Origin of the sequence: Pseudomonas sp. EL_65y_Pfl2_R96, assembly GCF_963970905.1 — a bacterium.
In the GTDB taxonomy this organism is placed as follows: Bacteria; Pseudomonadota; Gammaproteobacteria; order Pseudomonadales; family Pseudomonadaceae; genus Aquipseudomonas.
This window is the reverse complement of sequence record NZ_CAXAQH010000005.1, coordinates 227,142-241,171: the sequence shown is the minus strand read 5'-3', so window position 1 is coordinate 241,171 and position 14,030 is coordinate 227,142. Positions and strand designations below refer to the sequence as shown.

The following is a 14,030-nucleotide window of genomic DNA, read 5'->3' as shown; positions in this document are numbered from 1 at the left end:
AGCAGGCTCGCTCCCACAGGGGATCTGCGGTGAACACAGAATAAATGTGGGAGCGAGCCTGCTCGCGATGGGGCCAGTGCAGTCGATGAAAGCGTCGGCTTAACGCCCTTTCTTCCAGAGATACCCGCCCACCAGAACCCCGACCCCACAGATAATCGCCACGTAATAGGCCGGCCCCATCGGGCTTTCCTTGAGCAGCAGGGTGACGACCATCGGGGTCAGGCCACCAAAAATCGCGTAAGCCAGGTTGTAGGAAAACGACAACCCGCTAAAACGCACCACCGCCGGGAAGGCTTTGACCATCACGTACGGCACCGCACCGATGGTGCCGACCAGCAAACCGGTCAGGGCATACATCGGGAACAACCAGTCGGGGTGGTTGAACAGGCTGTGATAGAAAGTCCACGACGTCAGCAGCAGCAAACCGCTGCCGAACACGAACACCCGACCGGCACCGAAGCGGTCAGCCAGTGCACCGGAGGCGACACAACCCAGGCTCAGGAACACGATGGCCAGGCTGTTGGCCTGCAACGCGGTAGTCGGCGCGAAGTGGTAAACGGTCTGCAGCACGGTCGGGGTCATGAGGATGACCACGATGATGCCGGCGGACAACAGCCAGGTCAGCAGCATGGAGATCAGAATCGCACCGCGATGGTCACGCAACACCGCGCGCAGCGGCACTTCTTCGGCCAGGGCCTTGCGCAATTGCAGTTCGGCGAATACCGGGGTTTCGTGGAGCCAACGGCGCAGGTAAACCGAGAACAGGCCAAACACACCGCCCATCAGGAACGGGATCCGCCAGGCGTAATCCGAAACTTCAACCGGCGTGTAAATGCTGTTGATTGCGGTGGCGACCAGCGAGCCCAAAAGAATACCGACGGTCAGACCGCTGGTCAGCGTGCCGCAGGCATAGCCGATGTGCCGCTGTGGCACGTGTTCGGAAACGAATACCCACGCCCCCGGCACTTCACCGCCAATCGCCGCGCCCTGAATCACCCGCATCAGCAGCAACAGGATCGGCGCCCACATACCAATCTGCGCATAAGTCGGCAGCAAGCCCATGATCAGGGTCGGCACGGCCATCATGAAAATGCTCAAGGTGAACATCTTCTTGCGCCCCAGCAGGTCACCGAAGTGCGCCATGACGATGCCGCCCAGCGGCCGCGCCAGGTAGCCGGCGGCGAAGATGCCAAATGTCTGCATCAAGCGCAGCCATTCGGGCATGTCGGCGGGGAAGAACAGTTTGCCGACCACCGTGGCGAAGAACACAAAAATGATGAAGTCGTAAAACTCCAGCGCGCCGCCCAAGGCAGACAGCGACAATGTCTTGTAGTCGTTACGGGTCAGCGGACGTGCGGGTTGGGCTGGCTGCGCGAGGCTCGAGGGCGCTGTGGTCATGGCAAGGGCTTCTCTTATAGTCGGATCTGCAACCTCAACAACGCTGGCGGAGGCTTGGGCAGGTTCGGCACGATAGCAAATTGTTCGAAAAAGCACATAGAGGCGCGTATTTGACGGTCAAAATGAGAACCGGACGGTCGTCTCGGAGTCTACCGATCGATATACTCGCAACATTGCAACGGCTTGTAAGGGGTTGCTGTGCGAAACCGTCGTTGGCGCCCGTCAGCCGATTTCGCAGAGTTTCCCTTTAGGCGCCTTACGAAAAACGTGACGAACGTAGTATGTTCGGGGCTGAATCGTTTTTCTTAGAGACGGCTATTCAACCTGAAGTACAAATGAAGAGTCACGGGTCAGAGGCACCCCCGGCATGATAGAGCTCGAACAAGAAGATCCAATCCCGCAAGGCGATCTGGCCCTGCAAATCACCGCACTTCCGCGCGAAACCAACGGCTTTGGCGATATTTTCGGCGGCTGGCTGGTGGCGCAGATGGACTTGGCCGGCACAGCAATGGCCAGCAAAGTGGCTGGCGGGCGCGTGGCCACCGTTGCGATCGACCGCATGGCGTTCCTGGTACCGGTGGCAGTGGGCGCTCAGCTCTCCTTCTATACCCAGGCCCTGGAAATCGGCCGCAGCTCGATTCAGATGATGGTCGAAGTCTGGAGCGACGATCCACTGTCCAGCGAATGGCGCAAAGTGACCGAAGCGGTATTCGTGTTTGTCGCCATCGACGGCAGTGGCCGTACGCGTTCGGTTCCGCCTAGAGCTCGTTAAACCCGGCGACCATTTTGCGGTCCATTGCAGCCCTGTTCCTGATTGAGAGTCACCCCATGAGCACTCCCAACGTTGAAGCCGTGAAACTGGATGAACTGAACTGCTGGCGCATCCGCCACGGTCAGGCCGAATTGCTGGTGGCTCAGCAAGGCGCGCACATCCTCAGTTATCAACTGGCCGGCCAGCCGCCGCTGATCTGGCTCAACGACGAGGCGGTGTTCAAGACCGGCAAAGCTATTCGTGCCGGCGTACCGGTGTGCTGGCCGTGGTTCGGCAATCTGTCGCGTAACCCGCAAAGCGTTCAGGCCATGCGCGTCAGCCAGGAACCGCCGACCGCTCATGGGCTGGTGCGGGCGATGGATTGGGAACTGGGCGGCATCGAGGCCGAGGGCGAAAGCCTGAAGGTGGAATTCGTCCTGCCCTACCCCGAAGGCGGCTTGCCGGAATGGCCGCATCAGGTGGACTTGAAGCTGAGCATTCGTCTGGACGAACAGCTGCACATCAGCCTGACGAGCGAAAACAAGGGTGCCGAACCCGTCACGATCAGCCAGGCACTGCACAGCTATTTCGCCGTCAGCGACGTACGCAACGTGCATGTCGAAGGGCTGGATGGCTTGAGTTACATCGAGACGCTGGACGACTGGAAAACTGTCGCTCAGGCCGGTGATCTGCGCTTTACTGGTGAGACCGACCGCATCTATCTGAATACCCCGCCGAAGCTGAGCATCGTTGACCCGCACTGGGAACGACGCATTGAACTGACCAGCAGCGGCTCGCGCTCGGCGGTGATCTGGAACCCCTGGATCGACCGCGCCGCAGCGTTCAGCGACATGGCCGACGATGGCTGGCAGCGCATGCTGTGCATTGAAACGGCGAATGTGATGGATGATGTGGTGAGCCTGGCGCCGGGAGCAAGCCACACCCTGAGCGTGAGCATCGGCAGCAAATCCCTCTAACACCACAAAACGAATGTGGGAGCGGACTTGCTCGCTCCCACATTTTGATCCGTGCCAGGCTGACGGGCGCTTTTACAAATCCGACTCTTTGACCGCCCGCACCTGCGCCGCATCCAGCGCATACGCCGCATCCGCCAGGTCGTTGTTGACCGTCTCGATCTTCAGCGTGCCGGTCACCCACAGCGGCGTGTAGATGTCATTCAGCTTCAGGCCCTTGGGATAACGCACCAACACCAATTGGTTAGGCGGTGGTGGGGGCACGTGGATGCAAGCGCCCGGATACGGCACGAGGAAGAACAACGTGCTGCGGCCCTTGGCATCGGATTCCAGCGGTACCGGATAACCGCCGATGCGGATGTGCTTGTCGTTCATCGACGGCACGGTTTTGGTCGAATACATCACCGCCGGCAAGCCTTTGCTCTGCTTCATGCCACCCTTTTGGGTAAAGGTGCCGTTGGCTTCCGGGGAGTTGTGATCGATTTCGGGCATGGCCTCGAGGGCTTTCTGGTCCGACTTGGGCATCAGTTCGAGCCAGTCGGTTTCCGGCAGTTCGCCGGCATGGGCCAAACCACTGCCCAGGAAGAGAAGAGTCAACAGAAGACGGCGCATGAAAGTGCTCGGCAAAGGAAAGGACAGTGTGACGCCGAGCATTCTAGCCCTCTCCGACGATGGCGCAGAGAGGGCTTTGTCGCTTGAATCAGTTCTTTTTGATCAGGCCGTAGATCACCAGCAACACCACCGCCCCCACCAGCGCACCGATGAAGCCCGCGCCTTGACCGGCATGGTAAATGCCCAGGGCCTGGCCGCCGTAAGTGGCCGCCAACGAACCGCCGATACCGAGCAGGATGGTCATGATCCAGCCCATGCCGTCATCGCCCGGTTTCAGGAACCGGGCCAGCAGGCCAACGATCAAGCCGATAAAGATGGTTCCGATAATTCCCATGGCATTTCCCTCTGAATGATTTGGTGAGACAGGACACCCGGCCCAAGCCTAGACAGACTTTGGCATCCTGCCATCAGAGAGCGGCGGCCACTGAAGGTTCCGCCGCTGCCACATGAAACTATTCGGCGATGAGCGCTTCGACCTTGAGGATCTGCGCAGCCAACGTCTCACGGTCCGCACAGCGCAAATTGGCGTGACCGACCTTGCGGCCGACCTTGAAGGCCTTACCGTAGTGGTGCAGGTGGCAGTCGGCAATCGCGATCACTTTCTCTACTGGCGGCACGACACCGATGAAGTTGAGCATCGCGCTCTCACCAACCTTGGCGGTCGAACCCAGCGGCAGACCGGCAACGGCTCGCAGATGGTTTTCGAACTGGCTGCACTCGGCGCCTTCAGTGGTCCAGTGCCCGGAGTTGTGCACGCGCGGGGCAATTTCGTTGGCCTTGAGGCCACCGTCGACTTCGAAGAACTCGAACGCCATCACGCCGACGTACTCCAGATGCTTGAGTACGCGACTGGAGTAATCTTCAGCCAACGCTTGCAGCGGGTGATCGGTGCTGGCCACGGACAGTTTGAGAATGCCGCTGTCGTGAGTGTTGTGAACCAGTGGATAGAACCTGGTTTCGCCATCGCGAGCACGCACGGCGATCAACGAAACTTCGCCGGTAAACGGCACGAAGCCTTCCAGCAGGCAGGCGACGCTGCCCAGTTCTGCGAAAGTACCGACCACATCTTCAGGCTTGCGCAGGACTTTCTGGCCCTTGCCGTCGTAACCCAGTGTGCGGGTTTTCAGCACGGCAGGCAGACCGATGGACGCCACGGCGGCGTCCAGATCGGCCTGGGACTGGATGTCCGCGAACGCGGGAGTCGGGATGCCCAGATCCTTGAACATGCTCTTCTCGAACCAGCGATCGCGGGCGATGCGCAGCGCTTCGGCGCTCGGGTACACCGGAACGAATTGCGACAGGAAGGCCACGGTTTCAGCCGGGACGCTTTCGAACTCGAAGGTCACCAGATCGACTTCATCAGCCAGTTGACGCAGGTGATCCTGATCGCCGTAATCGGCCCGCAGGTGTTCGCCCAACGCGGCTGCGCAAGCATCCGGCGCCGGGTCCAGGAAAGCGAAGTTCATGCCCAGCGGAGTGCCCGCCAGCGCCAACATGCGACCCAACTGGCCGCCACCGATTACACCGATCTTCATCGTCAACAACCTCAGGCGATGCGTGGGTCTGGATTGTCCAGGACGCTGTCTGTCTGCTCTGCGCGGAATTTTTTCAACACGGTATGAAACTGCGGGTGCTTGGCGCCCAGGATGCTCGCCGAGAGCAGCGCTGCGTTGATCGCGCCAGCCTTGCCGATGGCCAGGGTGGCGACCGGAATGCCCGCGGGCATCTGCACAATAGAGAGCAGCGAATCGACACCCGAGAGCATCGACGACTGCACCGGCACGCCCAGCACCGGCAGGTGGGTCTTGGCCGCACACATACCCGGCAGGTGGGCCGCGCCACCAGCACCGGCGATGATCACCTCGATGCCACGCGCCTCAGCCTCTTCGGCGTACTGGAACAGCAGGTCCGGGGTACGGTGGGCAGAAACCACTTTCACCTCGTAAGGGATGCCGAGCTTTTCCAGCATATCGGCGGTGTGGCTAAGGGTGGACCAATCGGACTTGGAGCCCATGATCACGCCAACCAGTGCGCTCATCGTCGTGCCTCTTCTCTCTGGGCGCCCGCAGGCGCGTCAAAAAACAACAAGCCACGCAAAATGCGTGGCTTGATTGTACGAATTATGGCCAGTCAAACCGGCCGAAGGCCGCGCAGTATACCTCAATGAAGCAGATAAACAGCCCCCTATACGACCATCTGTCATGCGGTGCAAAGCAGCGGTTTTGTTGACCTCAAGGTCAATCAAATACACCACAAGTCCCTGTGGGAGCTGGCTTGCCTGCGATGAGGTCGGCATAGCAAACATTGATGTTGCCTGCCCCTCCGCAATCGCGGGCAAGCCCGCTCCCACAGGGTTCTTCTTTGTATTCAAGAGCCGGTGGTGGTTTGGGCTACGCTGCCCTCAAGTTTGCGCCAGAGCAACCGCACGTTCGCCTTGCGCACCAGCGCGCAGCGATACAGGCGAATCTCCAGCGGCACATGCCATTGCGGGCCACCGCAGACGACCAGCTCGCCGCGAGCCAGTTCGGCGCGCACGCTCAGATGCGGCACCCAGGCAATTCCCAAACCTTCCAGCGCCATGCTTTTCAGACTGTCGGCCATGGCGGTTTCATAAATTGTGGTGAATCGCAGGGCTCGCTGGCGCAACAACATGTTGACCGAACGCCCGAGAAACGCACCAGCGCTGTAGGCCAACAGCGGCACACTGGTTTCGCCCTCCAGATCGAACAATGGCTTGCCGTCAGCGTCCGCGGCGCAGACCGGGAGCATTTCGGTGTCCCCCAGATGCAGTGACGGGAAAATTTCCGGGTCCATTTGCATCGCTGCGTCCGGATCGTAAAAAGCCAGCATCAGATCACAGCCGCCTTCACGCAGCGCATGCACTGCATCGCCTACGTTGGTGGCCACCAGTCGCGTGGCGATGTTCAACCCTTCGTTGCGCAATTGCGCAATCCAGCGCGGAAAAAAACCCAGCGCCAGGGAGTGCGCGGCGGCGACTTGCATCACCTCGCCCTGCCCGCCTTCCAGATGATGAAGGTGACGCAGCACTTCACCCAACTGCTCGACCACGGTTCGCGCGGTGACGAGAAACAGCTGCCCCGCCGCCGTCAACTCGACCGGGGTGCGGGAACGATTGACCAGGGTCAGCCCCAGCGCGGCTTCAAGGCTGCGGATCCGCCGGCTGAATGCCGGCTGAGTTACGAAGCGTCTTTCAGCCGCCTGGGAGAAGCTGCGGGTAGCGGCCAGAGCACTGAAGTCCTCGAGCCATTTGCTTTCCAGATTCATCACGCCCCTCCCGAAAATGCACCGATTTAGGTCACACGTTCGCCGCACACGCGGCGTCACACCGGCATTATGCCGAATGTGCATAGGCTAGTGTTTAACAGCATTGGCTCAAAATTCTCCACACGCCTAGCATTTGCCGTGTTCCGGCACAGACCGGGTCCATATCGAGATGATTTCTATCATGTCCTCCGCTGCATCTTTCCGCACAGAAAAAGACCTGCTTGGCGTACTCGAAGTACCTGCTCAAGCGTATTACGGCATCCAGACCCTGCGAGCGGTGAACAACTTCCGTCTCTCCGGTGTTCCGATTTCGCATTACCCGAAACTGGTTGTTGGTCTGGCGATGGTCAAGCAGGCCGCCGCTGACGCCAACCGCGAGCTGGGTCACCTGAGCGAAGCCAAGCACGCTGCCATCAGCGAAGCCTGTGCCCGATTGATCCGCGGCGATTTCCACGAAGAATTCGTGGTGGACATGATTCAAGGCGGTGCTGGCACTTCGACCAACATGAATGCCAACGAAGTCATCGCCAACATCGCGCTGGAGGCCATGGGCCACAGCAAGGGCGAATACAAGTACCTGCACCCGAACAACGACGTGAACATGGCGCAGTCGACCAACGACGCCTACCCGACCGCGATCCGTCTGGGTCTGCTACTGGGTCACGACGCTCTGCTGGCCAGCCTCGACAGCCTGATCCAGTCGTTTGCCGCCAAAGGTGAAGAATTCAGCCACGTTCTGAAGATGGGTCGTACCCAGCTGCAAGACGCCGTGCCGATGACCCTGGGCCAGGAATTCCGCGCCTTCGCCACCACCCTGAGCGAAGACCTGGCGCGTCTGAAGACCCTGGCGCCTGAGCTGCTGACCGAAGTGAACCTGGGCGGCACCGCGATCGGTACCGGCATCAACGCCGACCCGCGTTACCAGGCCCTGGCCGTTCAGCGTCTGGCTCTGATCAGCGGTCAACCGCTGGTGCCGGCCGCCGACCTGATCGAAGCCACCTCCGACATGGGCGCTTTCGTGCTGTTCTCCGGCATGCTCAAGCGCACCGCGGTCAAGCTGTCGAAGATCTGCAACGACCTGCGTCTGCTGTCCAGCGGCCCACGCACCGGCATCAACGAAATCAACCTGCCAGCGCGTCAGCCAGGCAGCTCGATCATGCCAGGCAAGGTCAACCCGGTTATCCCGGAAGCCGTGAACCAGGTGGCATTCCAGATCATCGGTAACGACCTGGCCCTGACCATCGCGGCCGAAGGCGGCCAGCTGCAACTGAACGTGATGGAGCCGCTGATCGCCTTCAAGATCTTCGACTCGATCCGCCTGCTGCAGCGCGCCATGGACATGCTGCGCGAGCACTGCATCGTCGGCATCACCGCCAACGAAGAGCGCTGCCGTGAACTGGTCGAACACTCGATCGGCCTGGTCACCGCGCTGAACCCGTACATCGGCTATGAAAACGCCACCCGCATTGCCCGTGTCGCCCTTGAAAGCGGCCGCGGCGTGCTGGAACTGGTGCGCGAAGAAGGCTTGCTCGACGAAGAAATGCTCGCCGACATCCTGCGCCCGGAAAACATGATTGCTCCGCGTCTGGTGCCTCTGAAGGCTTAACCAAACGCCGGCTCTCCAAGTGAGAGCACGCTCACCAGGTCGAGGGACTAGACACCTCTCACCTTTTGAGGGCTTGGGGATTTGTTCCCTCAAGCCCTTTTTTTTAATACTTTGCGGATTTTCCGAACATGTTAAATGTTTTCAGTGCCGCCAAGATCGCAGCCTTCGTCAGCTTCTACGGGATTTGAGACCTCTGTAGAAGCTGTCGAAGGCTGCGATTTTTTGATTTTGCAGCGCTCTCGTTTCGTCGCTCGCACCACAATCGTGCAGACGGACGGCACTCTCCTAGGTATAGTGCCGGCCCTCTTCGCTTGAGCGGTCGTCGGTAACGAGGCCCAAACCCATGCGAAACCCGAACTAATAAAACCCGCGATATGGAACCGGAACGAACCTCGATCCACTTGTTGTGCCACGCGCAAGCCGGTGTAACGCGATGTGTCGGTCCACCATTATCTGCACACACAAAAAATAGCGAGGAATAATCCATGCTCGAAGTCATCAACGACTTCCTCTCAGGGAAAGTACTGATCGTGCTCATTGTCGGGCTCGGTAGCTACTTCACGATCCGCTCGCGTTTCGTTCAGTTCCGTCATTTCTTTCACATGTTCGCGGTATTCCGTGACAGCCTCAAAAGCAGCGCCGGCCAGCTCAGTTCCTTCCAGGCACTGATGCTCAGCCTCGCTGGCCGCGTCGGTGCGGGCAACATCGCGGGTGTCGGCATCGCCGTGACCCTTGGTGGCCCCGGTGCGGTGTTCTGGATGTGGGTGACCGCGCTGGTCGGCATGTCCAGCAGCTTCTTCGAATGCTCCCTCGGCCAGCTCTACAAGCGCTGCGACTCCGAAGGCCAGTTCCGTGGCGGCCCGTCCTTCTACATTCAGCACGGCCTGCAGAAACGCTGGCTGGGGATGATCATGGCGTTCCTGCTGCTGATCACCTTCGGCTTCGCCTTCAACGGCCTGCAAGCCCATGCCGTGACCCACTCGCTGAACAACGCGTTCGGCTTCGACACCACGTACACCGGGCTGGCCCTGGCGGTATTGCTGGGTCTGGTGTTCATCGGCGGTATCAAGCGGATCGCCAAGGTCGCTGACCTGCTGGTACCGGTCAAAACCCTGGCCTACATCGGCGTGACCCTCTACGTGATCGTGCTGCAGTTCGACCACGTTCCAGGCATGTTGATGACCATCGTCAAAAGCGCCTTCGGTCTGGATCAGGCGTTCGGCGGCCTGATCGGCAGCGCCATCGTCATGGGCGTGAAGCGCGGCGTATTCGCCAACGAAGCAGGCCTGGGCAGTGCGCCAAACGTAGCCGCCGTGGCCTCGGTCGAGCACCCGGTCTCGCAAGGTGTAATTCAGGCGTTCAGCGTGTTCCTCGACACCTTCGTGATCTGCACCTGCACCGCATTGCTGATCCTGCTGTCGGGCTTCTACACCGCGGGCTTTGAAGGTGACGGCATTGCCTTGACCCAGAACTCCCTGGCCGCCGTGGTCGGTGACTGGGGCCGGATATTCATTTCGGTGGCCCTGTCGTTGTTCGTGTTCACCTCGATCCTCTACAACTACTACCTGGGCGAGAGCAACCTGCGCTTCATGATCGGCGAAAACCGCAAGGTGCTGATCGGCTATCGCGCGCTGGTACTGGTGTTGATTTTCTGGGGTGCCATCGAAAACCTCGGCACTGTGTTCGCCTTCGCCGACATCACCATGACCCTGCTGGCGTTCGTGAACCTGATCGCGCTGTTCCTGCTGTTCAAGATCGGCATGCGCATCCTGCGTGACTACGATGACCAGCGCGCTGCCGGCATCAAGACCCCGGTGTTCGATTCGAGCAAGTTCCCGGATCTGGACCTGGACTTGAAAGCCTGGCCAGCCAATCCGGCAGCCGCTGCTCCACAGGCAGACGCCGAGCCGCAAGGCGTGACCGCAGCGCAACGCTGATTGGTAAAAAACCGGGCGCATCCCCTGCGTCCGGCGTGACACAGCTTGCGACCGACGTCATGCTCGGTCGTATGTTGTGGCAGCTTTTTTGAGGCTGCCGTTTTGGTTCGAGCCTGAGACCACATCGCTGCCATCGCGAGCAGGCTCGCTCCCACATCGCTTTCGGAGAACCTCCATGAATTCCTCGACTTTTCCTGCTGCCCAGCACGTCATGGTGCTCTACACCGGCGGTACCATCGGCATGCAAGCCAGTGCCCATGGCCTGGCCCCGGCGTCCGGCTTCGAAGCGCGGATGCGTGAGTATCTGCACAGCCAGCCCGAGCTGGTGGTGCCGCAGTGGCGCTTTCGCGAGATGTCGCCGCTGATCGACAGCGCCAACATGACGCCCGCCTACTGGCAGCAACTGCGCGAAGCGGTGGTCGACGCCGTCGATGTCCAGGGCTGCGACAGCGTGTTGATCCTGCATGGCACCGACACCCTGGCCTACAGCGCCGCGGCCATGAGCTTTCAATTGCTCGGCCTGCATGCCCGCGTGGTGTTCACCGGCTCGATGTTACCGGCCGGTGTGACCGACAGCGATGCCTGGGAAAACCTCAGCGGTGCGTTGGTTGCCCTTGGTCAAGGCCTGGCGCCGGGGGTTCATCTGTACTTCCACGGCGAGCTGCTCGACCCGACTCGTTGCGCGAAGGTTCGCAGTTTCGGTCGTCATCCGTTCAAGCGGCTGGAGCGCCAGGGCGGCGGTGTGAAGGCGACTTCCGTGCCGGCGCAGCTGAACTACAACCAACCCAATCAACTGGCGAAAGTCGCGGTACTGCCACTGTTCCCCGGCATCGGCGCCGAGCAGCTCGATGGCCTGCTCAACAGCGGTATTCAGGGTCTGGTGCTGGAATGTTATGGCAGTGGTACCGGGCCAAGCGACAACCCCGAGTTTCTCGCCAGCCTGGAACGGGCGCGAGACAAAGGTGTGGTGGTGGTCGCGGTCACGCAATGCCATGAAGGTGGAGTGCATCTCGACGTGTACGAGGCCGGTAGCCGCTTGCGTGATGCCGGTGTGTTGTCCGGTGGCGGCATGACCCGCGAGGCGGCGCTCGGCAAGCTGCGTGCGCTGCTGGGTGCGGGGCTTGAAACTGCTGAAGTTCGGCGGCTGGCTGAACTCGACCTGTGCGGCGAACTGAGCTGACACAAAGCGGCCCTGTGGGAGCGAGCCTGCTCGCGATAGCGATTGATTATTCAACATTGATATCGACTAGCTTGCCGCCATCGCGAGCAGGCTCGCTCCCACAAGGTTATTGCGCTCGGCACATAACTTGCTCCCGTTCCAGCATCTCGACGCTGGAACACTCCATGCTCCACTCCCATCTCACCACCCTCAACGCCGTTTCCCTGGTGCTTAACACCTTCAAGGCCGAAGGCCTGTCCAGCGAGGCGTTATTGGCCGGCAGCGGCATCAGCGCGGCGGATCTGAGCCAGGCGGACACGCGAATCACCACCAATCAAGAGATGCTGGTTTGCGCCAACGCCGTCGCGTCGCCGCTCAGGCACTCCTCGATCAAGGCCACAAAAAGGTCGCGATCCTCGATGTCGATTGCCACCACGGCAACGGCACCCAATCGATTTTCTACGAGCGCAGCGATGTGCTGTTCACCTCGATCCATGGCCATCCGGAAGCCGAGTTTCCGTTCTTCCTCGGCTACGAAGACGAACACGGTGAAGGCGCAGGCGAAGGGTTCAACTTCAACTACCCTTTGCCCGCCGGTTCAGGCTGGGACCGTTGGAGCGGCCCGAACCTGTACCCGACGGAAACGGCGATGAGCACGCTTTACACCCTGCAACCGCTGCCTCGCGATGCCGAACGGGCGCGGACCCGGGCCTGGACCAAGATCAAGTCCGGGACCTGATGCGGACGCCGTCGCTCACGCCGGGCTCCAGACCTCTTTGAGCCTCGCCAGTGCCGATTCGATCGCCGCCTCCGGCACTGCGGCGAACCCCAGGACCAGCCCCGCTCGCTGGTCCTCGGGAAGCGTCGTGTCTGGCAGCCAATAACTGCTCAGTCCATTGACCTCCACCCCGACGCTGGTGGCTTGTTCGATCAATTCGCGCTCACGGGCCACGCTGTCGACACGTACCGTCAGGTGCAAACCGGCCGCCACACTGGGCAGCTTAGCGACGCCCGGGATATCCACAGGCCAACCATTGAGCAAGACGTTACGCCGACTCAACGCAGCACGGCGCATACGCCGGATGTGTCGCTGGAAATGCCCGGCCGCCATGAACTCAGCCATTACCGCTTGAGTGCTGACCTCCGAATGCCGCACGTCCACCGCACGACGCTGGGAGAAAGCCTCAACCAACCCGGGCGGCAACACCAGATAACCCAGTCTTAACGCCGGGAATGCGACCTTTCCGAAGGTTCCGACATACAGCACTCGCCCCTGCCGATCCAGTGCAGCCAACGGCGCCAGCGGTGCGCCGCTGTAACGGTATTCGCCATCGTAGTCATCCTCGACGATCCAGCCTTGGGTGCGTTCGGCCCAGGCCAATAATTCAAGGCGTCGCGCCAGACTCATGACCACTCCGGTCGGGTACTGATGCGACGGCGTGACGTAAGCCAATCGACAATCGCTGAGCCCCGCCAATTCGGTGCAATTAATGCCCTCACTGTCCACCGCTACCCCGTGCAATCGCGCGCCAGCTACAGCGAACGCATGACCCGCCGCTCGATACCCCGGATTTTCAATGCCCACCCCGTCGCCAGGCTCCACCAGCAACTGTGCACAAAGGCTAATCCCCTGTTGTGCGCCACTGGTGATCACTATTTGCTCAGCCGAGCACTGCATGCCGCGCGAACTGCGCAAATAAGCAGCAATCAGCCCGCGCAAGCGCTCATCGCCTGCCGGATCGCCATAACACAGTTGCTGTAAATCCGGCTTACGCCAGAAAGCCGCGCTCAGCTTGGCCCAGACCTCGAAAGGAAACAGATCGAACGCCGGCACACCGACCCTGAATGCGCGCGGTGGACCACCCGGCGGCACGGCCAAATGATTCTTTTCAACGCGTCCCAAAGCGTCGCTGTGGATAACTTTACTGGATGAAACCACAGGCAAATCCAGCCAATTTGTGGATAAGGCTGTGGGTAACCCTGTTGAAAACCCTGTGGATACTTTTGTGGATAATTTTTTCACCGGCCACGCGGCTTGAGGCAATTGCGCGACGTAAGTCCCATCGCCCACACGCCCCTCGATGAAGCCTTCAGCGTAAAGCTGATCGTAGGCCCGGACCACGCTGTTGCGGGAAATCGATAACGCCGCCGCCAGATCGCGACTGGCCGGCAGTCGTGTGCCGCTGGCCAATCGCCCGTCGAGCACGCGTACCCGCAGCGCTTGATAGAGCTGACGGCTCAGGCCCTGACGGCGGTCGAGTTCGATACCCGCCGGGTTGAACGACGAGGGAAGCGGCGTATTCGACAT

Annotated in this window: 12 protein-coding genes and 2 pseudogenes; 7 read left to right on the top strand and 7 right to left on the bottom strand. The window is 60.5% G+C overall.

All coding sequences use genetic code 11. The features are described 5' to 3' along the window. Positions 1-99: 99 nt before the first annotated feature. On the bottom strand, positions 100-1,398 hold the full coding sequence (locus AACY49_RS08520) for an MFS transporter (protein ID WP_258698245.1): 1,299 nt from the start codon (positions 1,396-1,398) through the stop codon (positions 100-102). 367 nt (positions 1,399-1,765) lie between these two features. Here AACY49_RS08520 and AACY49_RS08515 point away from each other — a divergent pair, with 367 nt between their 5' ends. Both AACY49_RS08515 and AACY49_RS08510 read left to right on the top strand, forming a co-directional pair. Beyond that, positions 1,766-2,170, top strand: coding sequence for an acyl-CoA thioesterase (locus tag AACY49_RS08515; RefSeq protein WP_007896491.1), 405 nt, complete (start codon positions 1,766-1,768; stop codon positions 2,168-2,170). 56 nt (positions 2,171-2,226) lie between these two features. Next, entirely contained in the window at positions 2,227-3,126 is a 900-nt protein-coding gene (locus AACY49_RS08510) for a D-hexose-6-phosphate mutarotase (protein ID WP_339522948.1), read from the top strand. A gap of 72 nt (positions 3,127-3,198) precedes the next feature. Here the strand turns inward: AACY49_RS08510 and AACY49_RS08505 are convergent, their stop codons facing one another. The 5 genes from AACY49_RS08505 to AACY49_RS08485 all read right to left on the bottom strand — a co-directional run bounded on the left by AACY49_RS08505 (position 3,199) and on the right by AACY49_RS08485 (position 7,020). After that, entirely contained in the window at positions 3,199-3,735 is a 537-nt protein-coding gene (locus AACY49_RS08505) for a DUF3299 domain-containing protein (RefSeq protein WP_258698247.1), read from the bottom strand. Between the two features lie 88 nt (positions 3,736-3,823). Beyond that, positions 3,824-4,069, bottom strand: a complete 246-nt coding sequence (locus AACY49_RS08500) for a GlsB/YeaQ/YmgE family stress response membrane protein (protein WP_258698248.1) — start codon at positions 4,067-4,069, stop codon at positions 3,824-3,826. A 118-nt stretch (positions 4,070-4,187) separates the two neighbouring features. Then, positions 4,188-5,270, bottom strand: coding sequence for a 5-(carboxyamino)imidazole ribonucleotide synthase (locus AACY49_RS08495; protein ID WP_339522944.1), 1,083 nt, complete (start codon positions 5,268-5,270; stop codon positions 4,188-4,190). Positions 5,271-5,281: 11 nt separating this feature from the next. Next, positions 5,282-5,773, bottom strand: a complete 492-nt coding sequence (purE, locus tag AACY49_RS08490) for a 5-(carboxyamino)imidazole ribonucleotide mutase (protein WP_003196369.1) — start codon at positions 5,771-5,773, stop codon at positions 5,282-5,284. Between the two features lie 329 nt (positions 5,774-6,102). Beyond that, entirely contained in the window at positions 6,103-7,020 is a 918-nt protein-coding gene (locus AACY49_RS08485) for a LysR substrate-binding domain-containing protein (RefSeq protein ID WP_258698250.1), read from the bottom strand. Between the two features lie 181 nt (positions 7,021-7,201). Here AACY49_RS08485 and aspA point away from each other — a divergent pair, with 181 nt between their 5' ends. The 5 genes and pseudogenes from aspA to AACY49_RS08460 form a co-directional block, all read left to right on the top strand. Then, positions 7,202-8,626: an aspartate ammonia-lyase gene (aspA, locus tag AACY49_RS08480; RefSeq protein WP_339522943.1), complete on the top strand. Its 1,425-nt coding sequence runs from the start codon at positions 7,202-7,204 to the stop codon at positions 8,624-8,626. A 485-nt stretch (positions 8,627-9,111) separates the two neighbouring features. Further along, entirely contained in the window at positions 9,112-10,563 is a 1,452-nt protein-coding gene (locus tag AACY49_RS08475; protein ID WP_339522941.1) for an alanine/glycine:cation symporter family protein, read from the top strand. A gap of 175 nt (positions 10,564-10,738) precedes the next feature. Further along, positions 10,739-11,743: an asparaginase gene (locus AACY49_RS08470; RefSeq protein WP_339522939.1), complete on the top strand. Its 1,005-nt coding sequence runs from the start codon at positions 10,739-10,741 to the stop codon at positions 11,741-11,743. A gap of 164 nt (positions 11,744-11,907) precedes the next feature. Beyond that, positions 11,908-12,090, top strand: a pseudogene (locus AACY49_RS08465) (AraC family transcriptional regulator); the annotation flags it as partial. Then, positions 12,090-12,341 (top strand): annotated as a pseudogene (locus AACY49_RS08460) (histone deacetylase family protein); the annotation flags it as partial. The pseudogenes AACY49_RS08465 and AACY49_RS08460, both read left to right, overlap by 1 nt. A 135-nt stretch (positions 12,342-12,476) precedes the next feature. On the opposite strand, the gene pdxR reads toward AACY49_RS08460, so the two are convergent. Further along, positions 12,477-14,030, bottom strand: a complete 1,554-nt coding sequence (gene pdxR, locus AACY49_RS08455; RefSeq protein ID WP_339522937.1) for a MocR-like pyridoxine biosynthesis transcription factor PdxR — start codon at positions 14,028-14,030, stop codon at positions 12,477-12,479.